22 protein-coding genes are annotated in these 25,554 nt (G+C 54.6%); 9 read left to right on the forward strand and 13 right to left on the reverse strand.

All coding sequences use genetic code 11. The features are described 5' to 3' along the window. Positions 1-151: 151 nt before the first annotated feature. Positions 152-1,828 (reverse strand): acetolactate synthase AlsS, encoded by a 1,677-nt coding sequence (alsS, locus tag TU92_RS16880; protein WP_112168350.1) that lies wholly within the window; start codon positions 1,826-1,828, stop codon positions 152-154. 27 nt (positions 1,829-1,855) lie between these two features. Then, complete coding sequence (budA, locus tag TU92_RS16885; protein ID WP_112168351.1) at positions 1,856-2,638, reverse strand: acetolactate decarboxylase; 783 nt, start codon at positions 2,636-2,638, stop codon at positions 1,856-1,858. A gap of 103 nt (positions 2,639-2,741) precedes the next feature. Here budA and TU92_RS16890 point away from each other — a divergent pair, with 103 nt between their 5' ends. After that, complete coding sequence (locus TU92_RS16890) at positions 2,742-3,614, forward strand: LysR family transcriptional regulator (RefSeq protein ID WP_112168352.1); 873 nt, start codon at positions 2,742-2,744, stop codon at positions 3,612-3,614. Positions 3,615-3,662: 48 nt separating this feature from the next. Here the strand turns inward: TU92_RS16890 and yfiB are convergent, their stop codons facing one another. Genes yfiB through yfiR form a run of 3 tightly spaced genes read right to left on the reverse strand, consistent with a single transcriptional unit; the run spans position 3,663 to position 5,970 of the window. Further along, positions 3,663-4,160: an outer membrane lipoprotein YfiB gene (gene yfiB / locus TU92_RS16895; RefSeq protein WP_112168353.1), complete on the reverse strand. Its 498-nt coding sequence runs from the start codon at positions 4,158-4,160 to the stop codon at positions 3,663-3,665. A gap of 14 nt (positions 4,161-4,174) precedes the next feature. Next, entirely contained in the window at positions 4,175-5,455 is a 1,281-nt protein-coding gene (gene dgcN, locus TU92_RS16900) for a diguanylate cyclase DgcN/YfiN (RefSeq protein ID WP_112168354.1), read from the reverse strand. Positions 5,456-5,457: 2 nt separating this feature from the next. Continuing rightward, positions 5,458-5,970, reverse strand: coding sequence for a regulatory sequestration protein YfiR (yfiR, locus tag TU92_RS16905; protein ID WP_244207755.1), 513 nt, complete (start codon positions 5,968-5,970; stop codon positions 5,458-5,460). Between the two features lie 663 nt (positions 5,971-6,633). Between yfiR and TU92_RS16910 the strand changes: the two genes are divergently transcribed. From TU92_RS16910 to TU92_RS16920, 3 genes are all read left to right on the forward strand, one after another. After that, positions 6,634-7,917 (forward strand): HAAAP family serine/threonine permease, encoded by a 1,284-nt coding sequence (locus TU92_RS16910; RefSeq protein ID WP_112168356.1) that lies wholly within the window; start codon positions 6,634-6,636, stop codon positions 7,915-7,917. A 104-nt stretch (positions 7,918-8,021) separates the two neighbouring features. Next, a complete protein-coding gene (locus TU92_RS16915) occupies positions 8,022-9,389 on the forward strand; it encodes an L-serine ammonia-lyase (RefSeq protein WP_112168357.1) in 1,368 nt (455 codons plus the stop codon). 144 nt (positions 9,390-9,533) lie between these two features. Next, positions 9,534-11,186, forward strand: a complete 1,653-nt coding sequence (locus tag TU92_RS16920) for a glycerone kinase (protein ID WP_112168358.1) — start codon at positions 9,534-9,536, stop codon at positions 11,184-11,186. Between the two features lie 85 nt (positions 11,187-11,271). Here the strand turns inward: TU92_RS16920 and TU92_RS16925 are convergent, their stop codons facing one another. Next, positions 11,272-12,747 (reverse strand): SulP family inorganic anion transporter, encoded by a 1,476-nt coding sequence (locus TU92_RS16925; protein ID WP_112168370.1) that lies wholly within the window; start codon positions 12,745-12,747, stop codon positions 11,272-11,274. Positions 12,748-12,767: 20 nt separating this feature from the next. Further along, positions 12,768-13,397, reverse strand: coding sequence for a carbonic anhydrase (locus TU92_RS16930; RefSeq protein ID WP_112168359.1), 630 nt, complete (start codon positions 13,395-13,397; stop codon positions 12,768-12,770). 345 nt (positions 13,398-13,742) lie between these two features. On the opposite strand from TU92_RS16930, the gene TU92_RS16935 reads away from it, so the two are divergent. After that, complete coding sequence (locus TU92_RS16935; RefSeq protein WP_112168360.1) at positions 13,743-15,962, forward strand: YgiQ family radical SAM protein; 2,220 nt, start codon at positions 13,743-13,745, stop codon at positions 15,960-15,962. Here TU92_RS16935 and rhaM read toward each other — a convergent pair. From rhaM to rhaB, 5 genes are all read right to left on the reverse strand, one after another. Then, positions 15,937-16,251, reverse strand: a complete 315-nt coding sequence (gene rhaM, locus TU92_RS16940; protein ID WP_112168361.1) for an L-rhamnose mutarotase — start codon at positions 16,249-16,251, stop codon at positions 15,937-15,939. The genes TU92_RS16935 and rhaM overlap by 26 nt on opposite strands. 53 nt (positions 16,252-16,304) lie before the next feature. Next, the gene (gene fucO / locus TU92_RS16945; protein WP_112168362.1) at positions 16,305-17,453 is read right to left on the reverse strand and encodes a lactaldehyde reductase; all 1,149 of its coding nucleotides are present in this window, start codon (positions 17,451-17,453) and stop codon (positions 16,305-16,307) included. A gap of 134 nt (positions 17,454-17,587) precedes the next feature. After that, a complete protein-coding gene (gene rhaD, locus TU92_RS16950; protein ID WP_112168363.1) occupies positions 17,588-18,412 on the reverse strand; it encodes a rhamnulose-1-phosphate aldolase in 825 nt (274 codons plus the stop codon). 55 nt (positions 18,413-18,467) lie between these two features. After that, positions 18,468-19,724, reverse strand: coding sequence for an L-rhamnose isomerase (locus TU92_RS16955; RefSeq protein ID WP_112168364.1), 1,257 nt, complete (start codon positions 19,722-19,724; stop codon positions 18,468-18,470). Further along, positions 19,721-21,205 carry a rhamnulokinase gene (gene rhaB, locus TU92_RS16960; protein ID WP_112168365.1) on the reverse strand — a complete coding sequence of 495 codons (1,485 nt, stop codon included), beginning with the start codon at positions 21,203-21,205 and terminating at the stop codon, positions 19,721-19,723. Before rhaB ends, TU92_RS16955 begins: the two co-directional genes overlap by 4 nt. 343 nt (positions 21,206-21,548) lie before the next feature. Between rhaB and rhaS the strand changes: the two genes are divergently transcribed. After that, positions 21,549-22,376, forward strand: a complete 828-nt coding sequence (rhaS, locus tag TU92_RS16965) for an HTH-type transcriptional activator RhaS (protein ID WP_112168366.1) — start codon at positions 21,549-21,551, stop codon at positions 22,374-22,376. 82 nt (positions 22,377-22,458) lie between these two features. Further along, positions 22,459-23,310 carry an HTH-type transcriptional activator RhaR gene (gene rhaR, locus TU92_RS16970; protein WP_112168367.1) on the forward strand — a complete coding sequence of 284 codons (852 nt, stop codon included), beginning with the start codon at positions 22,459-22,461 and terminating at the stop codon, positions 23,308-23,310. A gap of 382 nt (positions 23,311-23,692) precedes the next feature. Here the strand turns inward: rhaR and TU92_RS16975 are convergent, their stop codons facing one another. Next, entirely contained in the window at positions 23,693-24,787 is a 1,095-nt protein-coding gene (locus TU92_RS16975; protein ID WP_112168368.1) for a GGDEF domain-containing protein, read from the reverse strand. Positions 24,788-25,066: 279 nt separating this feature from the next. On the opposite strand from TU92_RS16975, the gene TU92_RS16980 reads away from it, so the two are divergent. Next, the gene (locus TU92_RS16980; protein ID WP_112168369.1) at positions 25,067-25,348 is read left to right on the forward strand and encodes a DUF1435 domain-containing protein; all 282 of its coding nucleotides are present in this window, start codon (positions 25,067-25,069) and stop codon (positions 25,346-25,348) included. A gap of 49 nt (positions 25,349-25,397) precedes the next feature. Beyond that, entirely contained in the window at positions 25,398-25,532 is a 135-nt protein-coding gene (locus TU92_RS22555; protein ID WP_274611815.1) for a hypothetical protein, read from the forward strand. Positions 25,533-25,554 lie beyond the last annotated feature (22 nt).

The following is a 25,554-nucleotide window of genomic DNA, read 5'->3' on the forward strand; positions in this document are numbered from 1 at the left end:
ACTCGTTTGACCCAGAGGCAAAAAACAAATCTGTATATGTGTACAGTATTTCTCCAGGCTATTAAAATTTAACAACCCGGAGTTCTTTTGTCTCTGCCAGACACTCAATCCCTTTAAGTGATTTCACACAAATTCAGAATGTAACTCCCCCCTAAAACATCTCCCCCAAATTCAACTGTCCCATCAGCAACGCATTATCACTGTAGTCCACCGGCACGGCGACGACGGCGGGGCCCTGGACTTCCATGGCGGCGCGCAGGGTGCTTTCCAGCGTGTCGGCGGAGGTGACGGCAAAACCTTTCGCGCCGAAGGCGTCGGCGTAGGCTTTGAAATCTATCGGGCCGAACTGGATGCCGGAGGTGCGCTGGTATTTTTTCTGTTCCTGAATCGCCACCATGTTGTAGGCCTCATCGACCCAGATGATGTGCAGCAGATTCACGCCGAGACGGACGGCGGTTTCCAGCTCCATGCTCGATTGCATAAAGCCGCCGTCGCCGGAAACTGACACCACTTTGCGGCCAGGATCGACCAGCGCCGCGCCAATCGCCCACGGCAGGGCGACGCCCATGGTCTGCTGGCCGTTGGAAATCAGCACCTGACGCGCGCGGAAGCTGTAAAGGTAGCGGGCGATCCAGATGTGGAAACTGCCCATATCGACGCACAGCGTGACGTCGCTGTTGACGATGTCCTGCATCGCGCGCACCAGACGCAGCGGGTGGATCGCAAACTGGTTCAGACTGCGGCCTTTTTGGTCTAACAGCGCGCGCTGCTGGCGGCGGTCTTCCAGAATATCGATGGAGGCCGGGCTGAGATCGATGCGTTGATGAATCTGTTCGGTCAGCAAATCCAGCGTGTCGGCGATGTCGCCCACCAGCTCGACGTCCGGCAGATAGTCGCTGTCGGTCTCGGCGGGCACCACGTCGATGTGAACCAGTTCGGCATTGTCGTTGCTCCACTGCGCCGGTTCGTACTCGACCGGGCTGTAACCGATGGTGATCACCAGATCGGCGTTGCGCAGCAGGCGGTCACCGGCCTGATTGTTGAACAGTCCGACGCGGCCAGCGAAACGGTGGAATGACGCCTGGTCTATAACCCCGGCGGCCTGATAGGTGCTGGTGACCGGCAGATCGCTTTTGTGCAGTAACCGGCGGATGGCCTCGGCGTTACGCGGCTGGCTGGCCATCAGGCCGAGCAGCAGTACCGGATTTTTGGCCTGCCGCAAAAGGCTTGCGACCTGCAAGATTGCGTCGTGCGGCGCGCTCCCCAGTACCGGCGCCTGTGAGGTCAGGAGTTTACCGCTGGCCGGTTCGTTGACGATGTCCATCGGCAGGCTGATGAAAGCTGCGCCGGGGCGACCAAACTCGGCGGCGCGAAAGCCGTTTGCCAGCACTTCAGCCAGCGCGGAAGGAGAGGTGACTTCGGCGGAATACTTGGTGACCGGGCGGAACATCGCCACGGTGTCCATGGTCTGGTGAACCTGTTTCACATGATCAGCGCGTTTTACCGCGCCGCCGAGTGCGACCAGCGGATCGCCTTCTGAGGTCGCAGTGGCGACGCCTGTGATCAGGTTCGAACAACCGGGGCCGGAGGTGACCAGTGCGACGCCCGCTTTGCCGGTCAGGCGGCCGACGGCACCGGCCATAAAGGCGGCGTTGGCTTCGTGGCGCACCGGGACCAGTGTGATGCTGGAGTCGAGCAGGGAGTCGAAAACGCGGTCGATTTTAGCGCCGGGGATGCCGAAGACGTGTTTAACGCCCTGCGCTTCCAGCTGTGCGACCACCAAATCTGCACCGCAGTTCCACTCGGTTTTACTGTCTGAATTTTTCATGGAGTCACTCCTTCGTGTTTGCGGTGATTAACTTTCAACAGACTGGATGGCGTCGTTCAAATCGTCCGGGCATAAATTTGCATGCAGAAAATCGCTGTCCTGCGGGAAGTCGATCAGCAGTTTTTCGACAGTACCAAACGTCAGCGTGCCGCTCTCGACCTGATAATCCAGCACGTGCCCGCCGCTGCTGCGTTCCTGATTAATAAAGTGTTCGTGATATCCCGCGACGTTGATGCCCTGCATATACGCCGGGGTCAGAAAGCCAATCAGCACGCCCTGACTGTGTTCGATGTGGTAGGTCGGCTGGGCTTCGATGGCTTCGATCATCGGTTTATAAGGGGGGTGTTGTTCGGGCACGGTACGCGTCTCGACCCGGCTGAACGTCCCGTCGATGCGCAGCGCACAGAAGGTGTTCTGGCTGGCGACCACGTCGTCGATCACCTTGTGGATCTGCTCGCGGCTGTGCGGGCGCTCGATGCGGTACTCATTCGTGGGATTGAAAAATGTCATCACGGCGAACGGCGTTTTTTGGTCCGGGCTGGCGCGTCGTGCGGTGCCGTCGCCGCGCAGCTGGAAGATGTTGTTGTTGAACGCAATCAGCTCGCCGTCGAGACGGTTAAAAGTGCCGAGGCCAAAATCGCCGTGTTTGAGGAGATCAGCCATGGTGGTCTCACCTTCGTACACGCCGCTCAGCAGGGCGCTCATCAGCGAAGACTGATAGAGCACGCGGTCAGGATGCTGTTGCTTAAACGCCGTGGCCGTACGGGCGATGTCGGCGACGCAGGAACAGGAATCAGAATGGTTTTTCATGCAGAGCTCCGCAGTGGAATGGTTAACTTAGCTAACTAAAGGTTGACGCCATTCCGCCCTGAGTTCCAATATGAGGAGGTGTTCACTTTGAGACGTTTTTGATATGGAACTTCGTCATCTGCGCTATTTTGTCGCGGTGGCAGAGACGGGACACTTCACCCGTGCTGCCGAACAGTTGGGGATCTCCCAGCCTCCTCTTAGCCAGCAAATACAGCGGCTTGAACATGAAATTGGTACCCCTTTACTCAAACGCCTGACCCGCGGCGTCGAACTGACCGAAGCCGGCAAAGTGCTGTACGACGACGCCCTGAACATCATCAAACTGACCGATGCCGCCCTTGAGCGTACCCGTGCGGTGGCGCGCGGCATGAACGGCACGCTGCGCATCGGCTTTGCGAACTCGACCGCGTTTAACCCGCAAGTCTTTGCGCTGCTGCACCGCTTTCGGGAGAAATATCCGGGCATGGTGATGGAGCCGCAGGAAAAGGACATGGCCGGGCTGATGACGGCGTTGGGCGAAGGCGTACTCGACGTGGCGTTTATCCGCCTGCCGTGCGAGCGCAGCAAAGCGTTCAGTTTTAAGGTGATGGATATCGAAGAGATGATGGTGGCACTGCCGAAAACGCATCCGCTCAGTCAGGGGAAAGACGTCAGGCTGGCGGCGCTGCGGCATGACAATCTGATTACCTTCCCGCGCGACCTGTCGCCGGGGCTGTATGACGCCGTCACCCATGCCTGCGAAGAGGCCGGGTTCTCGCCGCGCTTCGGTCAGCAGTGTCCGCAAATTACCTCATCGCTGAGCATGGTGGCGACAGGATTTGGCTACGCGCTGGTGCCTGCTTCATTGGGTAAGATCGATGAGAATAATGTGCGCTGTCTGCCCATTGCCGGGCAGACATTGACGACGCAAATCGCGCTGGCGTGGCGTCGGACGGATAACTGCAAGGCCGCGCTGCATCTGGTGGGATTGTTATAAAAGGGGCGATAAGCGTTTTATCACCCGGCCATTTTCACGCGACAATACTTATACGACGATAATCACAGACACGCGGCGATTCTGCGCGCGGCCTTCCTGCGTTTTATTGCTGGCGACCGGCTGGCTCTGGCCTAATCCACGGGTGTGAATATTGGCGCGTGGCATGCCTGCCTTCGCAAAGGCGTCGGCGACGGTGTTGGCGCGGCGCAATGAAAGATCGTTGTTGTAGCTGGCGTCGCCGTAGTTATCGGTATGGCCGTCGAGGTTCACTTTGCTCAGGCCGACGTGCAGCAGCTCGTTCGCCAGTTTTTCAACTGTCTGTTCACTTTCAGGTGACAGTTTGGCCTGATTGTTCCCGAACAGCACTTTCGCATCCAGACCCAGTTCCCAGCCGGAAGCGGTCTGGGTGAAGCCATTTTTTTGCAGCACGGCGATCTGTTCCGGAGTCAGTCCGGCGGGTTTGGTCTGACAGGCGGCCAGCAGCAAAATGCACAGTCCCATCGTGGCGAACTGGTACCAGGTTTTAAACGTTTTATACGGGTGCATGGGGGAAACTCCTTTTAGTCTTTCGTCACGACGGTCAGCGGCATACCGGTTGAGACATGCCAGCAACTGCCGGATATTTTTTTCGAGCGGTACATAGCCTCATCGGCCTTTTCGAGTAACTCTTTAGCGCTGTTTGCCTGCGATGGCGACAGCGCGATACCAATACTCAGTGAAACATCCAGCGTCTTGTTGTTGAGCAATATCACCGGCGTTTTCATGATCTCGACAATGCGTTCGGCAAAGGCCACCGACTCCGCAGTAGAGATCATCGGGTCGAGCAGAATGGCGAATTCATCGCCGCCCAGGCGCGCCAGCACGTCGCCTTCACGCAGGGTTTTAGACAGCCTTTCGCCAATCACCATCAGCACGCGATCGCCCGCTGCATGGCCGAGTGAGTCGTTGATCTCTTTGAAGTTATCGACATCAATAAACAGCAGCGCCAGTGACAGCGGCGGACGCATCGGATTGAAGCACTGATTCAGGGTATCAATAAAGAACGCGCGATTATGCAGACCCGTCAGGCCGTCGTGCAACGCCTTTTTGGTCAGCGACACGTTCTCGTTTTTCATGTGATTCTCCCAGGCCTCCAGCTCGGTCAGCAGGCTGTTGAAGTCCTGACTTAGCGTGTGCAGCTCGGCAATCGGCGCGGAAGGCACGCGCAAAGTGAATGAACGGTTAGCGCTCACTTCGTGCGTCACGCGCGTGATATGGCCGAGTGCATCGACGATGCCTTTTTGCATCCGCCGGGAGAAATAGAGCGCGACCAGCGCAGTCAGCACCAGACAGCCAAGCAGGCTGAGCACCGTTTCCAGCAGGAAGCCGAGTAGGCTGGTGCCGTTACCGGTGAGCCAGACAGTACCTATCACTGAACCGGAGTGGATTACCGGCAGCGTAACCGGATCGGGGAAGGCGAGATGGCCGACGAACTGCCCGAGTTTGTCCCAGTTACCTGCCACCGGATGCTGCCATTCGGTGAAGGTATTCCCCGCTGGGGTCAGAATTTTCGCCTGCGCGAAATCGCCACGGTCGGCGATAAACACCAGTGAATCGTGCGCGGCGGAGGCGTCGTTAAATACCAGCGCGGCTTCGGTGGTGTAGCTGATCGCCCGTGCGGTGAGCTGCAAATTGCTTTCTGCGTGTGAGCGCAGCGCCAGCAGCGCCAGCATTATCAGCAAAAATCCCGCCAGTCCGATTGCCGTCAAAATCACAATCACATGGATGCGGTTCAGCGCCGCGCCTAACGTCTTACGCTGGCGTGGCTGTTCTACGTCAGGAACAGGAATATTATTTTCCATCATCACTCCTTTTCCCTGGCAAGTTGTAATACGGCGGGATTTACCCGCACGCCGCTGCGTGACAGCGTATCCAGATTTAATTTAAATCCGGTGTGTTGGGCGGTGATCACCAGACAAAATGCATTGAGTAATGCACAGGCGTCATCCTGTTCTCCAATAGTCAGCACCGCATGGCCGTCCAGCCGCTGATGTAAATCGGCCTGCTGCTCCGGCGTGGTGTAACCGGAATAAATGGCGTCACACTGCGTCGCCAGCATCGGGCTGTCGAAAGGGTAAGTCATCACGTTGAGCGATCGGCCGGAGAAGGCGCTGCCGTCGGGCGTGAGCTGCGCAGCATATTTCACTGGCGTGATGATGCACAGCCGCAGCGTGTTGGAGGTGACTTCACCCGGCGGCCAGCGGGAATAGCTGAGGATGCCGTTGACCGTCTGGGCCACGCTCGAATTCAGCGCCATATCATTATTAGTTTGCGCGGCGCTTGGGGTCAGCGGGGCAACCAGCAAAAGCATGAGCATGGCAAAGCCATACGCAGCCCGAAATAACGAGCGGGTGTGCGTCTTCACTGACAGGCAAAAAGAATGTCGGGCTTTTCCCATTGGCACGCTCTGTGTTTCATCCGGTTGAAATTGTTTCACCGGTGTAAGAATAACTTTATCGGCAATAGTTCTGAAAGCGTCAGTAAAAAATTTCCCCCCTTGCCGCAGCACTGTTTTGTGGCGTTTTGTTGACACAGATCCAGGCTCAGCGCGGGACACTGAAGAAGTATTAATGTAATAAGAATCTATGCTGTTGGTTTATTGAGCAAAGAATGTCAGGGGCTGAAGTGGATAAAAAAACCAACCTGTTTGTATTTCAACCGTTAATTAAATAATAATCACGGGGATAACAATTTATTACTAAAGAATAATGTTACCAGTCTCTCTTTTTCATGAAATTAAATTAGTGAAAATGTTAATAGATTGGAATTTAAAGGAATATTAAGCGGCTATTTTAGGATATTCGTGACCATGATCTCAATCTCAGGCGGTTACCCAGATTTTTATGCTACGGATAGGTATCATGCCCGCATTAATGGTATGTTTTATCCGTCAGGATGGTTTTTATGATGACGGGTGCAGTGAAAAAAACATCAACCATTCTGGGGAACGAAATATTTTATAATTAAGTAATGAGGGATTATGGATAACACAACAATCGGAACGCTGTCTAAACAGTCAGTAAGTTCCTGGCGTAAAACTGACACCATGTGGATGTTAGGTCTGTACGGAACGGCTATTGGGGCAGGGGTTCTTTTCTTACCTATTAATGCCGGTATTGGCGGATTAATTCCGTTAATTATTATGACAATCCTCGCATTCCCAATGACGTTTTTCGCTCACCGCGGATTAACCCGATTTGTTTTATCCGGGAAAAATGCCGGTGAAGATATTACCGAAGTTGTGGAAGAGCATTTTGGTATTTCCGCCGGTAAGTTAATTACGCTGCTTTATTTCTTCGCTATTTACCCGATTCTTCTGGTGTATAGCGTCGCGATTACTAACACCGTTGAGAGCTTTATTACTCACCAGATGCATATGACTGCGCCACCTCGCGCCATTCTTTCTCTGGTGCTGTTGTTAGGCTTAATGACGCTGGTGCATTTCGGTCAGGATCTGATCGTCAAAGCCATGAGTATTTTGGTCTTCCCGTTCGTTGCCGTATTAATGGCGCTGGCGCTGTATCTGATCCCAAACTGGAACACGACGGTCTTCGAAAATGTCTCCCTGTCCGGTAACGGCGTAGGGCACGGCATGCTGATGACCCTGTGGCTGGTTATTCCGGTGATGGTGTTCTCCTTCAACCACTCGCCAATTATCTCTTCTTTCGCGGTCGCGAAACGCAAAGAGTACGGCGACGACGCTGAGAAAAAATGCTCACGCATTCTGGCATTTAGCCACATCATGATGGTGCTGACGGTGATGTTCTTCGTCTTCAGCTGCGTCCTGAGCCTGTCTCCGGCAGACCTGATGGAAGCCAAAGCGCAGAACGTTTCAATTCTGTCTTATTTAGCTAACCACTTCTCCAACCCGGTGATTGAATATATCGCGCCGTTTATTGCATTCATCGCGATTACGAAATCTTTCCTCGGCCATTATCTTGGTGCGCGTGAAGGTTTCAACGGTATGGTGATTAAATCACTGCGCAGCAAAGGGAAAACTATTCCATTACCTAAGCTGAACCGTTATACCGGTATCTTTATGTTAGTCACGGCCTGGGCGGTTGCTACTCTGAATCCAAGTATTCTGGGTATGATTGAAACCCTCGGTGGTCCGATTATTGCGATGTTATTATTCCTGATGCCTATGTATGCCATTCGCAAAGTCCCTGCGATGAGAAAATACAGCGGCCACATCAGTAATATCTTCGTGGTAATTATGGGTCTGATTGCTATGTCAGCGATTGTATTCAGCCTGATCGGTTAATTAATAAAATCTGTTAATACAGTGAGCGAAAATAATTCGCTCACTGCTTTCTGCTACCTGTTTCTTATTCTTTCCCGTCATCCTATTCAGACATGGAGTCCACCGTGATCAGCGTCTTCGATATTTTCAAAATTGGTATTGGTCCTTCCAGTTCGCATACTGTTGGCCCGATGAAAGCCGGGAAAATATTTACTGATGAGCTTATTTCTTTAGGTCATCTCGCACAGACCACCCGCGTGGTGGTAGACGTTTACGGGTCTTTATCGTTGACCGGTAAAGGTCACCATACCGATCTGGCCATCATCATGGGGCTGGCCGGCAATATGCCAGACGACGTTGATATCGATGCGATCCCGGCGTTTATACGTCAGGTAGAAACCACCGGGCGTCTGATGCTTGGCAAAGGCGCCAAAGAGGTGGATTTCCCGGCCTGTTCCGGCATGAATTTCCACCGCAGCAATTTGCCGCTGCACGAAAACGGCATGTCGATCAGCGCCTTTAACGGCGACGAACTGCTGTACACGCAAACCTATTATTCCATTGGCGGCGGCTTTATCGTCGAAGCCAGTAAATTCGGCCTGCAGGATGAAAATCCGGTAGTGCGCCCGTACCCGTTCCACTCCGCCAGTGATTTGCAAAAGCATTGCATTGATACCGGCCTCTCGCTCTCGGCGCTGATGCTGCAAAACGAACTGGCGAGCCATTCCCGTGCAGAAATCAGCGATCACTTCGCGGCAATCTGGAACGTGATGAGCGAAGGTATTACGCGCGGTATTCACACCGAAGGGCTGCTGCCTGGGCCGATGAAAATCAACCGCCGCGCCGCCGCGCTGCGTCGCATTCTGGTGACGCAGGATAAGAACAACGTCGATCCGATGGGCGTCGTGGACTGGATCAACATGTACGCGATGGCGGTGAACGAAGAAAATGCCGCAGGTGGCCGCGTGGTTACCGCACCGACCAACGGCGCATGCGGGATTATTCCTGCGGTGCTGACCTACTACGATCAGTTTATCCGCCCGATAAGCCCTGATTCTTACAGCCGTTTCTTCCTCGCCTCCGGCGCGGTCGGCATTCTGTTCAAAATGAACGCCTCGATTTCCGGCGCAGAAGTCGGTTGTCAGGGCGAAGTCGGCGTCGCCTGTTCGATGGCGGCGGCGGGCCTGACCGAACTGCTGGGCGGCAGCACCGCGCAGGTGTTTATGGCAGCGGAAATTGCCATGGAACATCACCTCGGGTTGACCTGTGATCCGCTCGCCGGACAGGTTCAGGTGCCGTGCATCGAACGCAATGCTATCTCTGCCGTGAAAGCGGTGAACGCCTCACGCATGGCGCTGCGCCGCACCAGCGAACCGCGCGTGTGCCTCGATAAAGTCATCGAAACCATGTACGAAACCGGCAAAGATATGAACTCAAAGTATCGCGAAACGTCCACAGGCGGCCTGGCAATTAAAGTCCTCGCCTGTAACTGATTCTTTCCTCTTCATTTCCGAAAAGGCGGGAAACCGCCTTTCTCGTCTCCTTCCCGATTTTTCTCCTGTGCTATGTTTTGGTTATCAAAAAATTTATGTAGTCCCTCAAAACACCTGGAAAACAGTTAAAAGGAAACGTCCGGCATGTCTAAATTTTTCATGAATGACCGCAAGACTCTGATTAACGATGTTATCGAAGGGGTGATCCTGACCTCTCCCTACAAAAATCTGGCGAAGCTGGACGTCGATCCGGCTATCCGCGTTGTGGTGCGCCGCGACTGGGATAAGAAAAAGGTCGCGCTGATCTCCGGCGGCGGCTCGGGCCACGAACCAGCGCACGTCGGATTTGTCGGCAAAGGAATGCTCACCGCCGCGGTCTGCGGCGAAGTGTTTGCCTCGCCGAGCGTCGATGCGGTGCTGAACGCGATTGTGGCGGTGACCGGTAAAGCGGGCTGTTTGCTGATCGTCAAAAACTACACCGGCGACCGGCTGAACTTCGGGCTGGCGGCGGAGAAAGCCAAAGGTATGGGGTACAACGTCGAACTGGTCATGGTCTCCGACGATATCTCCCTGCCGGACAATAAACAGCCGCGCGGTATCGCCGGTACGGTGCTGGTGCACAAAATCGCCGGTTATGCGGCCGAGCAGGGGAAATCCCTGAAAGACGTTACCAAAATCGCGCAGCAGGCGATTGATGCCACTGCCAGCATGGGCGTGGCGATGTCCGGTTGCAGCCTGCCGGGCGGCGGCGAAGATGAAGAAGAACAGCGTATCGAATCGGGCCACGTCGAGCTGGGTCTGGGCATTCACGGCGAGCCGGGCGTGTCGAAGATGAAAACCCAGAACAGCAAAAAAGTGGTAGATACGCTGGTCGAAAAGCTTCAGGCACATGTGAAGAAATCCGACAAACTGGCGGTGCTGATCAACAACCTCGGCGGCGTGTCTCCGCTGGAGATGAGCCAGCTGACCAAAGAAGTGGTGCATTCGGCGCTGGGCGGTTCGATTCGTTATCTGATTGGGCCCGCGTCGCTGGTCAGCGCGCTGGATATGAAAGGTTTCTCGCTGTCTGTGATTGCGCTCAAAGGCGGCATTGAAGAAGCGTTGCTGGCAGACGTTGAAGCGTCCGGCTGGCAGCCCCTGGTCAAACTGGAAAAACTGGCAACGAAGAAAGGCAAGAAAATCAGCGATAAGAAAACCGCCAAAGCCTCTTCTAACGCAGAAGTCAGTAAAATTGTCGAGACCATTACCCAGACACTTTCCGATCTGGAAGATGAGCTGAACAAGCTCGATGCCAAAGTGGGCGACGGCGACACCGGATCGACCTTTGCCACCGGCGCGCGCGATATTCAGAAACAAAACAAGGCCAAAAAGCTGCCGCTGAACAACGTAGCGGATCTGCTTGGCGTGGTTGGCGATCGTCTGGCGGTAGTGATGGGCGGATCGAGCGGCGTGCTGATGTCGATCTTCTTTACCGCTGCCGGTAAGAAATTCGAAGAAGGCGAAAAATTGCCGAAAGCGTTGCTGTTTGGTCTCGAACGCATGAAGCACTACGGCGGCGCAGATCTCGGCGATCGCACGATGATCGACGCGCTGCAACCGGCTCTGGAAGCGCTGGGCAAAAAAGATGCCCTGAAAGGGGCAGCCAAAGCCGCGGCCAAAGGCGCGAAAGACACGGCCAGCATGAAGAAAGCCAATGCCGGACGTTCGTCATACCTGAGCAGTGACAGCCTGAAAGGCGTGAAAGATCCGGGCGCCGTGGCGGTCGAAAAAGTCTTCGAGGCGCTGGCGAAAAAATAGTGTTCGGATGACAGTACTTTGCTTAATAAATCAAAGGCCTGCGGGGAAACCGGCAGGCCTTTTTATTTACTTCAGTTCGAAATGATCAGCACCCGCCCGGCCAGCGATCCAGCGTGATATTTCTTTCCGGCGCTTTGGCACCGAAATCGGACAGCACGGCTTTTATATCCGGATCGATGTAATCAGCGTTGTCGTGCTCGACGCGCACCACGCTGTTATCCGGGATTTCCGCCAGCAGGCTTTGCAAACGCGGGTTGTGCAGGAAAGTCAGGTTCTGATGAAAACGCATCACATAATGGTTTTCATAGCGCGTCAGCTGCAAGGCATTGCGATGGCTTTTGTACGTGCTCGACAGCAGCTGCGCCAGTATCCCGAGACCAATCCCGGCCAGCATGCCGAACACCAGAATGCCCATCAGCGTGGCGACAAACGGCAGAAACTGCGGCATGCCCAGACGCCACTGTGTGATGAACAGCTCCGGCGACGCCAGTTTGTAGCCGGTGTACAGCAGCACCGCCGCCAGGCAGGCCAGCGGAATGGTGTTGAGCATGTCGCTGAAAAACATTCCGCACAGCAGCAGCAACACGCCGTGCAGCAGGATCGACACTTTGCTGCGCGCGCCGGTATTAACGTTCACCGAACTGCGCACGATCACCGCGGTGATCGGCAGACCGCCGAGGAATCCGCTGATCAGATTTCCGATCCCCTGCGCGCGCATTTCCTTATTTGGTGAAGGAGCGGGCGTTTGTTCTTTCAGCTTTTTCAGCGCTTCCTGACTCAGCAAGGTTTCCAGGCTGGCAACCAGCGCCAGCGTGACGGCGATAACGTAGATCTGCGGATTATTCCACGCGCTCCAGTTGGGCTTCTCCAGTTGTGACGTGACTTCGTCCACGCTGTCGAATTTCGGCAGGGCGATACGCGGTAACGATTGCATCGCGTCCGGAACGAGACGATCGCCGAAGATCATCGCCAGACTTCCCCACAGCACGGCCACCAGCGGCCCCGGAATGTAGGTCATCAGTTTGATGCGTTTGAACGGCGGAGTGGTCCACAGCCAGAGGATAAGCAACGCCACGCCGGAAACCAGCAGCACGGTCGGCGAAAGGCTGAACGCCGGATCGCTGAAGATGCCTTTCAGACCCTCTTCCCCTTCATAACCCAGCGCCACCGGGATCTGCTGCATGATCAGTAATATCCCGATCGCCGCCAGCATGCCCTGAATAACGGATCCGGGGATCAGCGAGACAAAGCGTCCGGCTTTGATGATACCGAAGACGATCTGCAATACGCCTGCCATCATCAGCGCCAGCAACAGTGATGAGAAGGATCCGAGCGTTTCCATCGCGCCGACGACGATCGTCACCAGCCCGGCCGCCGGGCCGCTGACTGCAAAACGCGACGGGCTGAGCAGGGTGACGATGATACCGCCGATGACACCGGTCAGCAGGCCGACAAACGGCGGTAATCCGCTGGCCTGCGCGATGCCGAGACTTAGCGGCAGTGCCACCAGAAAGACCACGATCCCAGCCGGAATGTCGTAACGCAGGAAATTCATGTTGATACCGTTATTCGTGCTTATCGTCATGAAACAGCCTCCACGGCGCTTTGCTGCACCAGCTCTTTTAAGTGCCCGCTGTGCAGATCGTACACACAGCCATAAACGTGCAGGGAAACGCCGTTTTCCCAGGCTTGCTGAACCGGGGCGGTGGCGATAAGGTGGGAAAATTGTGTCAGGACGTTGGCTTCGACCAGCTGATTTTGCCGTTCTGGCTCCTCGCCTGTACCGGTGTGAAAGTCGTCGATGTGCGGATGAAGCGCTGAACGTAACTGGTGAATTCGCCGCGAAAGCGCATTGTCTTGCTCCGCCAGCGGCATATCCGGCAATGCGACGGCGGCCTGAACGCCGCCGCAGCCGTAGTGACCGCACAGCACAATGTTGGAGACTTTCAGGTATTCCAGCGCGTATTGCAGCACGCTTTGAAAATTGTCATCTGCGTCCAGCACCATATTGGCGATGTTGCGATGCACGAACAGTTCGCCCGGATGTGCACCGGTCAGGACTTCGGCTGGCACGCGGCTGTCGGAACAGCCGATCCACAGCGTATGTGGTTGTTGGGGTTGTGCTGTTTGCTCGAAATAGCCCGGATCGCTCTGGCTTTGTTTCAGCGCCCAGCTGCGGTTACGGGCAAGGAGTGGGATCAATGCGGTCACGATATGCTTCTCTCTGTCAGGGGGCCGGAGATTTCTCCGCTGGCCCGGTGGCGATCAACGTCTAAAGTAAGAAATTCTTTAGTTACGATTTGAAGCTTCTTGATGCACTTTCTAACATGGTAGTCGGCAATTCCGCATAAGGAAAATCTTAGAGTGATGTGGCGGCGATCACGGAAAACCGGATGGCTGGACTGAAAATCTTGATCTCACGCATGCCAAAGTCATTCCCCGCAGCAGATGAATTTTTGCCCACGTATAATCTCCGGCCTTGATTTTCTGGCTGCGAAATCACGATTTATAAGCCGTGCTTAAGCAACTTTCCTTTTATTTCAGCGAAAACTCTCTATGCCAATCAGCCTGATCCAACCCGATCGCACCCTGTTTTCTTACCCGCGTTACTGGGCCGAATGCTACGGTACTGCGCCGTTTTTCCCGATGAGTCGGGAGGAGATGGATCAGCTCGGCTGGGACAGCTGTGATGTTATCGTGGTGACCGGCGATGCGTATGTCGATCACCCGAGTTTCGGGATGGCGATCGTTGGCCGCATGCTGGAAGCGCAGGGTTTTCGCGTGGGTATCATCGCGCAGCCGGACTGGAGCAACAAAGACGATTTCATGCGTCTGGGGAAACCGAATCTGTTCTACGGCGTGACCGCGGGAAACATGGATTCGATGATCAACCGCTACACCGCTGACCACAAACTGCGCCACGACGATGCCTATACACCAGACAACGTCGGCGGTAAGCGGCCTGATCGCGCCACGCTGGTTTATACGCAGCGCTGCAAAGAGGCGTTCAGCGATGTGCCGGTGCTGCTGGGCGGCATCGAAGCCAGCCTGCGCCGCATCGCGCATTACGATTACTGGTCAGATACCGTGCGCCGCTCGGTGCTGGTGGATTCCAAAGCCGACATGCTGATTTACGGCAACGGCGAGCGCCCGCTGGTGGAAGTCGCGCACCGTCTGGCGGCAGGCGAAGCTATTACGGATATTCACGACGTGCGCAATACCGCCGTGATGCGCAAAACGGCGCTGGTCGGCTGGAGCGGGGTGGATTCCACTCGGCTGGATAAACCGGGCCGCATCGAACCCATTATGAATCCGTACGGCGAAGATTTGCCGTGCTCAGAAGGTGAATTGCCCGCGCCGGACGCGCCGCAGCCGGTGACCGTGCGTGCGCCGAAACCGAAGCCGTGGGAGAAAACCTACGTGCTGTTGCCGTCATTTGAAAAAGTGAAGGCCGACAAAGTGCTTTACGCGCATACCTCGCGCATTCTTCACCATGAAACCAACCCCGGCTGTGCGCGGGCATTGATGCAAAAACACGGCGATCGTTACGTGTGGATCAACCCGCCGGCGATCCCGTTATCCACTGAAGAGATGGACGAAGTGTTTGCACTGCCGTTCCAGCGCGTGCCGCATCCGTCTTACGGCAAGGCGACCATTCCGGCGTATGACATGATCCGTTTTTCGATCAATATCATGCGTGGCTGTTATGGCGGCTGTTCGTTCTGCTCGATCACCGAGCACGAAGGGCGGATCATTCAGAGCCGATCCGAAGAGTCGATCGTTCGTGAAATCGAAGAGATCCGCGATAACGTGCCGGGATTTACTGGCGTGATTTCCGATCTCGGCGGGCCGACCGCCAACATGTATATGCTGCGCTGTCAGTCGCCGAAAGCCGAGCAAAGCTGCCGCCGCGCCTCCTGCGTGTATCCTGAAATTTGTACGCACATGGACACCAACCATGAGCCGACCATCAATCTTTACCGTCGCACCCGCAGCCTGAAAGGCATCAAGAAAATCCTGATCGCCTCGGGTGTGCGTTACGATCTGGCGGTGGAAGATCCGCGTTATATCAAAGAGCTGGCTGAACATCACGTCGGCGGATATCTGAAGATCGCGCCGGAGCATACTGAAACCGGGCCGCTGTCGAAGATGATGAAACCGGGCATGGGCAGCTATTACCGCTTCAAGGAGCTGTTCGACACTTATTCGAAACAGGCGGGCAAAGAGCAGTACCTGATCCCGTATTTTATCTCGGCACATCCGGGCACGCGGACCGAAGATATGATCAATCTGGCGCTGTGGCTCAAGCAGAACCGCTTCCGTCTGGATCAGGTGCAGAACTTCTATCCGTCGCCGCTCGCCAGCGCCACCACCATGTATTACAGCGGCAAAAATCCACTCAACAAAGTGGATTACAAAAGCGAAGACGTGGTGGTGCCGAAGGGCGATCGTCAGCGCCGGTTGCACAAGGCGCTGCTGCGTTATCACGATCCGGTGAACTGGCCTGTGATCCGCGAAGCGCTGACGGCGATGGGAATGCGCCGTCTGATTGGCGTTCGCCCGGATTGTCTGGTGCCGCCGGACGGTTTTGATCCGCGCTTTGCCCCGCCGCGCTCGGGGATCGCACGGCCTGCGGCCACGCGCTTTACTGCGTCGAAAGCACAGAATCCGGGAACGGGAAAAGGTAAAGCAGGGGAGTCACGGGCGGGTAAAAAACCGGCAGCGCAGGGAAAAGGGGCAAATCGCAGCGTTAATCGAGGTAAAAGACCGGTTTAAGATCGCTGCTTATCGGGCTGTTATCGGCATTGGCAGGCATCACGTCTGCCATATGCTTCCACCACTGCTGGCAGATATCCGTTTTTGCCACCGCATCCCATCTTTCTTCTGATTCGATTTCGACATAGCCAAACAGCAAATTACGTTTTTCATCGAGAAAAATACTGTAGTGATGGGCGCCGTGGGCTTTCAGCGTTTCCGCCAGTTCCGGCCAGATAGGAGAATGCCGACGCTGGTATTCAGCATGCGCATTCGGGTTGATCTGCATAACGAAGGATTTACGGATCATATTGGCTCCTGGTTGGATAACTCCCTCCCCCTTCGCAGGGGGAGGAGAAAAAATTACATCGCTTTTAAATATAGCTCACGCACTTCTTCCCGCGTGGGTGTTCTCGGATTGCACGGCAGGCATGGGTCGGCCAGCGCTTTATCAAGCCAGTTTTCGATATCTGCTTCCACAATTCCCAGCTCCCGGAAACCGCAGGGGATCCCCACGCGTTTCGACAATGCACGGATAGCCTCGACCGCCGCGATGCTGGCCTGCATTTCGCTGATACTTTGCGTATGTACGCCCATTGCGCGGGCGATATCGGCAAAACGCTGCGGTGAGCAAGCACGGTTAAATTCTTCCACAACCGGCAGCAAAATGGCATTGCAGACGCCGTGCGGCAGGTTGTGCGTCGCGCCCGGCTGATGTGCCATCGCGTGAACTAACCCCAGACCGGCGCTGTTAAATGCCATGCCCGCCAGATATTGTCCCTGCGCCATTTTTTCGCGTGCTTCAATGTCATCACCGTGTTCGACCGCTTTCGGCAGCCATTGGGTGATGGTCGAAATCGCCGCCAGCGCCGTCGGGTCGGTCAGCGGATGTGCGCCGACGGAGATATACGCCTCGATAGCGTGGGTTAACGCATCCATGCCCGTCGCGGCTGTCACGCCTGCCGGGATCTTGAGCATAATCGACGGATCGTCCACCGCGATATCCGGGATCAGATTGGTGTCGATAATGACTTCTTTCACCTGACGCTGACTGTCGATGATCACCGCATTGCTGGTGAGCTCGGCGGCGGTTCCTGCGGTGGTGTTGATCGCCACCAAAAATACGCCCGGTTTAGTGACCTTGCCGACGCCGGAGTAACGTGTCACCGGCCCCGGATTGGCGGTCAGGATTTTGATACCTTTGGCGGTATCAATCGGGCTGCCGCCGCCGAAGGCGATCAGATAATCACAGTGATTTTCGCGGTACAGGCGGAAGCCTTCATCGACAATTTCTGAGGTTGGATTGGGAACGACGCCGCCGTAGAGCGCGTAAGGTAATCCGGCATTGTTGAGTGCGGAGAATAAGCCATCGAGCAGACCGAGTTCGACTAACTGACCGTCGGTGACGATCAGCGCTTTGCCGTGATCCTTGTTCGCCAGCATCGCCACCATATCGTCGATTGCGCCCTGGCCGTGAAGGCTGATTTTAGGAAGTGCCAACATAAAACTCATAAAAATCCCTCTGTGAGTAAATAGAACTGATGTTCTGTGTGGCGATGCTCCAGGGTCTTTGCCAGTTCTTGCTACGGGGAACATCCTCTGTTCCCCGTGCAGGATTTATATTTTCCGGAGCAGGAACCGCCGGATCAGGCTTTTAATGCGGCCTCGAAAGGCGTGACGTCAAAACGTTTGCCGAGGGCAATCAGTTCGTCGGTCTGGATGCTTTGTTTCATGCCGCCCATGGAGATCACTTTGACCAGAATCTCCGCGGATTTTTCGGCGGTGTCGATCAGGCCAAAAGCATCGTCGAGCGTCGGACCGCAGCCGAAGATGCCGTGGAACGCCCACAGCACCAGACTGTGATGCTGCATCTGATCGGAAGTCGCCGCACCGATGCCGTCGGTGCCCGGCACCATCCACGGCACAATGCCGACGCCGTCCGGGAATACCACCAGACATTCGGTGCTGCATTCCCACAGCTTGCGTGTGATCTTGGCGCTGTCGAGTTCCAGCACGTAGGTCAGTGCGATCAGGTTGGTGGCGTGGCAGTGCATGATCACGCGATCCTGCCCGTGAGTGACGCGTTTACGTACCGCGTGAGATTGCAGATGTGACGCCAGTTCGGACGTGGGTAATCCGCCCGCTGTCAGCCCCCAGAGGATGTTGTAGCTGGCGCCTTTGTCATCAAGCTGGATAACTGTCAGCGCTTCGGAAGGGGCGAGTTGCACGTTGCGAAAGAACTTACCGGAACCGGTCACGATAAAGTATTCGTTCGCCAGATCCGGCGCGTGCTGCGTCAGTTCAACGCGGCGCGGCTGGGTATAAAAATCATTTTTGTACGGGACTACGTCTTCCGGCAGCAGACGCATGCTGACGTTACCGCCGTTGCGCTCATCCCAGCCTTTCAGCCACATATCGGTGGTCGCTTTGACCATGCCTTGTACAAACCACGAGCTAAATAATGTTTTCATTAGAACTTTCCTGCAAATAAGGTGAATGCATTTCGGCGGTGCGATAAGGCATGGATCAGCGTTTTGACAGCACGCTGGTTTCATAATGGCGGACGGCATCCAGCCACTGACCGCCGACCGGCACGTCGTGGCGCTGGCAGTACATGTCCCAGACTGCCTGCCACGGCAGCGATTTTTGTTCTTCCAGAAGCGCCAGACGTGCGGTGTAGTCGCCTTCCACTTCCAGCTTTTTCAGTAAATCAGTCGGCTCAAGCAGGGCTTTGAGCAGCGCTTTTTTCATGTTGCGCGTGCCGATCACCCACGCGGCGATGCGGTTGATCGAGGCGTCGAAGAAATCCAGCCCGATGTGAACGCGGTCGAACAGGTTATGGCGCACGATTTCGCTGGCGATAGCCTGTGTTTCGTCATCCAGCAGCACTACGTGATCGCTGTCCCAGCGCACCGGACGGCTGACGTGCAGCAACAGACGCGGCACATACAGCATCGCGGCAGAAATTTTATCGGAAATGACTTCGGTCGGATGGAAATGGCCTGCATCGAGGCACAGCGCGGTGCCACGGCTGGCGGCGTAGCCAAGATAGAATTCGTTGGAGCCGACGGTGTAGCTTTCCGAACCGATGCCGAACAGCTTGCTTTCGACGGCGTCGATGTGTTCGCTGAGATCAAACTTCTCGGCAATCACTTCATCCAGCGCGCTCATCAGGCGCTGGCGCGGAGCCAGACGGTCGACGGTGACGTCTTTCATGCCGTCCGGCACCCAAATGTTCATCACCGACGGCGTGCCCAGCGCGCGGCCAAACGAAGCGGAGACGCGGCGGCTGGCCTGACAATGCTCGATCCAGAACTGGCGTACTTGCGGATTGGCGCTCGACAGCGTAAAGCCGTCTGCGCTCATCGGGTGCGAGAAGCACGAAGGGTTGAAGTCCAGACCCAGCTTGTTCTTTTTCGCCCAGTCCACCCAGCCGGTAAAGTGCTTCGGTTCGATTTCATTGCGCGCAACGGGTTTGTCAGATTCCAGATAAATGGCGTGCAGGTTCAGGCGATTAGGCCCGGGGATCATCGAGATCGCCAGTTCTAAATCGGCGCGCAGCTGCTGCGCATTTCGCGCTTTGCCGGGATAGTTGCCGGTGGCCTGGATCCCGCCGGTCAGCCCGCCTTCCGGGTTCTCAAATCCCGCGACGTCATCTCCCTGCCAGCAATGGATGGAAACCGGCAGAGTATCGAGTTTTTTGATTGCGGCTTCGGCATCAATGCCCAGCTGCGCAAAGCGTTCTTTAGCAAGCGTCCATGCGTGATCGATTGATGAAGTCATACTGCGAGCTCCTCATTGACGTGACAGAGCGCCTCAAAACGGCGCCAGTGAATAGCGAAATCCGCGTGAATACGGGGAAGATAATGGTGTTGCTCAAAGTTCATGGCGACGATGCGGCGAAATTCAGCGGTGTCTTTGACAGCGCTGAGCGCCATCAGCTGGCAGCCGATGTTGCCAAGCGTGGAGGCTTCCACCGGCCCGGCGCTGACGTTGACCTGACAGACATCGGCGCACAGCTGATTAAGGAACTGGTTCTGACTGCCGCCGCCGACAATGTGAATGTCTTCCAGCGGTGCGCCCTGTAAATCCGCCAGCTGCAACGCAATTTTGCGATAGAGCATGGCGAGGCTGTCGAAAATACAGCGCGCCAGTTCGGCCGGTGATTCCGGTACCGCTTCTCCCGCCTGATGACAGGCTTCGCGAATGGCGCTGACCATCGACGGCGGATTTATAAAGCGGTCTTCGTTCGGGTTGATAAGATAGGTAAACGGCGGGACGTTCTTCGCCAGCGTGATCAGCGAAGGTAAATCCTGAATGTTCAGTTCGCGGCAAACGCGTTGAAAAAGCCACAATCCCATGATGTTACGCAGCACGCGAAAACTGTCATTGATGCCGCCTTCATTCGTGACGTTATCGTGTAACGCACCCGCGTGATTGAACGCTTTCGGGCTTTCGATGCCCATCAACGACCAGGTGCCGGAGCTGAGGTAGGCGCTGTGCGAACTGGTGAGCGGTGCCGCAACGACGGCGCTGGCGGTGTCATGCGTGGCGACGCTGAAAACGGGTACGCTGCGCCCGCGCGGACTGTGCCAGAGGCCGGGAGAGTTGCCCGGCTGAGTAGGTTTTTGCAGCCAGCGGCGCGGTACGCCCGCCAGTTTCAACAGGTCTTCATCCCAGTCGCCGGTGGTGATATTGAGCATTTGCGTGGTGCTGGCGTTGGTGAATTCCCAGTTGAGCTGGCCGGTGAGACGGAAGAGAAAATAGTCCGGGATCATCAGCAGATGTGCGGCTTTGCTTGCGATTTCAGGCTGTTGTTCCGTCAGCGCCCGCAGCTGATACAGCGTATTAAACGGCATAAACTGGATGCCGGTTTTCTGGTAAATAACATGGCGGCCAATCTGCTTTTCCATCCGCGCCATGACGCCGTCGGTGCGGCTGTCGCGATACGCCACGGCCGGACCCACCCGCTGACCCTGTTCATCGAGCAACACGAAATCCACGCCCCAGGTATCGATGCCTATACCGTCGAGCGGAATGCCTGAAGCGTCCAGACGGTTTAATCCTTCCAGAATGTGCTTCTCGAGATCATCCAGATCCCACGTATCCATGCCATCAGTGTGCGTCAGGTTATTCGGGAAACGGTGAATTTCTTTCAGCGTCAGCGTCGCCGCTGAATCAGGTTCCTGGCGGGTAAACGTGGCCAGCATGACGCGGCCGCTGGAAGCGCCGAGATCAATAGCGGCAAGATGGTGGGTTCTCATAGCAGCCATTCCTTATTGAATATGCTGCCCAGTGTAGGGGAGGCGTTTAAGGCTCACCTTCCGGTGATTGCCACTGGTTTTAGCGGGATGGCAGCATTAAAAAGGTAGATGCGAGGCAGATCACACTTCCGCTCAAAGCCCTGCCGGACAAGGCGATGAAAACGTCGGAAACACGCAAGCGGCCTGTGTGATCTTTGCCGCAGATCCGCAACACAGCGGGGTTAATCTTAAAAAAATGACTGTTTAAGCCGTTTTTAACGCCGTGGTTTGAAGGTATGAACGCCGGGCGCAGGGTAGGGTTGTTTCACGATGAATAATGAATCCCCCGAACCGGAGGCGATAAATGACGTTACTGAAGGGTGATGATTATTTTGCGGCACCTGAGCTGACTGTGACGGTCGAGCGACGTCTTCCGCAAAGCGTATTCCCGGAGCACTACCACGATTTCCACGAGATTATGCTGGTGGAAAGCGGCTCAGGCGTGCACATCTTTAATGACCATCCCCATACCCTGACCGCTGGCACCGTCTGTTTTGTGCGTGCCAGCGATCACCACTTGTTTGAAAACGTGGAGAATCTGCGCCTCACCAACGTGTTGTTCCGCTCACCTAAAGCATTCCGGTTTATCCAGGACGTCGGCCATTTTCTGCCACAGGAACACCATTATCAGTCGCAAATTCACTGGCAGCTCAGCCCGCATGTTCTGGCGCAGGTGCTGGAGTGCATCGCGCAGCTGGAAGCGCTGCCAGACAGCATTGAGATGGAACACATCGCCACGCGCGAAAGCTTGTTTTTACAGCTGCTGATCCTGCTGTATCAGGACTGTTTCCAGCCACAATTGCGAGACACCTCTGAAAACAAGGTCAATCAACTGTTGCAATGGCTCCAGTCACATTACAGTGAAGAAGTTAACTGGACTGAGGCCGCCGAACGTTTTTCTCTGGCGCTGCGCACCCTGCACCGGCAGATGAAGCATTACACCGGTCTGACGCCGCAGCGCTATCTGAACCGTCTGCGCCTGCTTGAGGCGCGCCGCCGTTTACACCATAGCGATCAAAGTATTACCGATATTGCCTATGCCTGCGGGTTCAGTGACAGTAACCACTTTTCGACGCAGTTCCGTCGGGAATTTTCGGTGTCGCCAAAACTCATGCGTGACCAGTTACGTTAAGCGACACCTCTCGCGGCTCACGGCAATGCGTGCCTGAGCCGCCTCGTTTATCTTGTTGTCAAACGGGTTTGAGATTGCTGCTATGTCGCTGAAATTGAATAAAAATGACTTCTTTCTGACCGGCATGAACTCTGTCGTGGTGGCCGAACGCCATCCGCAGGCGGATTTTCCCAGTCACGATCATGATTTCGACGAGCTGGTCATTGTCTGGCGCGGCAACGGCGTACATATCTGGAACGACATTCCTTATCCCATCACCTGCGGCGACCTGTTTTATATCAACGCCAAAGATCGTCACAGCTACGAATCTGCCAATATGCTGGCACTGGATAACGTGCTGTACTGCCGCGAACGCTTCCGGCTGGCGGCTGACTGGGAGCAACTGCTGCCCGGTGAAGATACCCCACAAGGTCAGCGTTACTGGCGCCTGAGTACGCTCGGGATGTCGGTATTGAGAGATAAAGTCGATGAGCTGGCGAAAGAGTGCATGAAGTCTGAAGCACTGTCGGTACAGCTGAGCGAAGCCCTGCTGATGCAGCTTTCACTTTTGCTGCTGCGCTTTCGTCATCAGCCAGACAGCGGCGTACTGCCCGATGCCCATCAGCTGGATTTATTGCTCATGGCGCTGCGTGCGGGGATCGCCGAGCCTTTCCATCTGGAGACGTTTTGTCGCCAGCATAAGCTCAACCCCCGTGCTTTAAGGGCGCTGTTCAAGCAACACACCGGCATGAGCGTGACGCACTATCTGCGGCAACTGCGGATTTGCCGGGCAATGAGTTTACTGCGCTACGGCAATATGACGATCAGTGATGTTGCGGCGGAGTGCGGCTTCGATGACAGTAATTACTTCTCAGTGGTATTTAACCGCGCCTGTGGCGTATCACCGCGCGATTACCGGCAGCGTTTTACCTCTCAGGCAGGCATCGCAAGATAGGGCGAGGCACTTCACTGTTTGATACGGCATCCTAATATCTATTTAAAACAATAAATTAGGGTGTATCGCCATGCTGTGCGCAAATTAAAAAAAAGGGTCTGATCAGATGGAGTTAGTCGAATTTTTAATGCTTTAGGAATATCTTTATTTGGCATTATTTACGGCGGGTCAGCGGGCTATAAAACAAGAAAAAAGAAAAGTGGCTTTTGCCCGTGACATTAAACGGGATGCTTATCCCTCAGCCTCCCCTTTTTTCCGGTTATCGTTTGAATGTTTATGCAGAAAATATGAATTTTTTACCGTTACGGATAAATAGGGATGAGCAAGAATGTCAGAGGAATAACATTAATAACAATAAACGCATTGTTATTAATGTTACTTTTTAGGCCAATTTTTCTTCGCTCAATGTTTGTGGTTTTTCAGTTGCTTCCCACGCATAGAATATTTTATTACGGCCACTGTTTTTGGCGTTATACAGTGAAACATCGGCCTGACCTAATGCATGAATAAAGTTACCGTCTTCAAGCGCCGCCAGCCCGGCGCTTACCGTGACATGCGTCGAGACTTCGGCATTAAAAAGATGCGGGATATTCAGCCCCAACACTTTATTCTGAATACGTTCGGCCATGCGTACGGCGTGTTCCTGTTGCACGTTGGACATTAGCACCAGAAACTCCTCGCCACCGTAGCGCACGACGACATCCCGTGATCGCACGGCGTCGCGTATCGCCGCTGACACCCGCACCAGCGCCTGATCGCCCATGCTGTGGCCGTAGTTGTCGTTATAGGCCTTGAAGTGATCGATATCGAGCAGCATCACGTAATGGCCCGAGGCCTGACTGAACAGCGTCTCCAGCTTGTTCTGCAGCCCGCGCCGGTTGTACAGTCCGGTGAGCGGATCCAGCATGCTGAGATCGCTAAACTTTTCCCGTTCACTGTAGAGATTCGCCAGCATCCTGCGGGTGAATTCATCACTGCGGCGCAGCATCAGGTGATGCAACCACAGGCCAATCAGCGGCAGCGAAACGGTGAATAAAATACGGCCAACGTGCTGAAAATCATCCAAAAACACGACGCAAAGCGTCGCTGGTACTGCGTGGAGGCAAAAAGCGAGGAAATTATCTGACAGCGCAATAGCGCTGATAAAGAAAATACTGAGCAAACTGACCAGGAGATAGTTTTTATCGACTTCGCCAATTTCCTGAAACCTTAATGCAATGAGCCACGCCCAAAATAATCCGATAATTATCGAGCACACATTCAGATGGGCCGAGTAATTTTTCTTTGAGAAAAAAGAGAATACTAATCCGGCACAGCAAAGCACAAAAATAATCACCAGCGGAGCAGGTGTCGACGTCGCTTTCTCCGGAGGATAAACCATAGAAAATAGCGCAGTGGCACTATTTAAAAAAAAGAATAACAACATAGCCAGTCGATGTTTGCTTTTTAGCAACTCATCATAGGAATGAGATATCATCAAATTTACTCTATTTTTCGTGTGTCGTTGGTCTGAAAAGATAAAAAATCTTCTCGCCCTATGCCGCTATTAATTTCCTGCGGCAGGCTAATGGTTTTTACGCGTAATTATTAGATTTGTATAAATTTTGTATGCAACGAATATCTTTTTGACGGCCTTAAAATTAGCACTTTTATCTGTAAGTGTCACCTCAACGAGGTGGCAGGCCGCAAATAGGTGGTAAATGAGAAAAAATCCTATATGATATTGGTTCTCATTATCATTGTTTGGAGCAGGGTTATGATACCGGCGATTGTCATGGCGTGTGGGATCTGGGCAGTTGTGTGGATGCTGGGTAAGCGTCTGACCAGTGGTTGGGGCGTGCTGTTGCCTTGTGCGCTGATGCCGCTGCTGGCGATGACGCATATGACGCTCGATCAGCTGCGCGTGCTGGTGGTGGTAGCAATGCTGGTCACGCTGGGTATGCTGTTCCACCGCACGTTGCGCCACTATATGCTTTTGCCTTCTTTTATGGCGCTGGCTGGCGGTCTGGCCGCTGTGACATTGAATTTTAGTCTATAGTGGAGTGAGACAAACAATAAGTGATTGTTATTTAGAAGGAATGAGCGAAATGAAAAACAGAAAACACAACAAAGCCGCAGGGATTTTTTACTTTTTGAAAACAAGAGAGTTGATGCAGGAAGGGAAAGCGGAAGAACAGATTCATGTGGTGCGAAGAGAGGGACTTGAACCCTCACGTCCGTAAGAACACTAACACCTGAAGCTAG

This window comes from Rahnella inusitata, from assembly GCF_003263515.1.
Taxonomy (GTDB): domain Bacteria; phylum Pseudomonadota; class Gammaproteobacteria; order Enterobacterales; family Enterobacteriaceae; genus Rahnella; species Rahnella inusitata.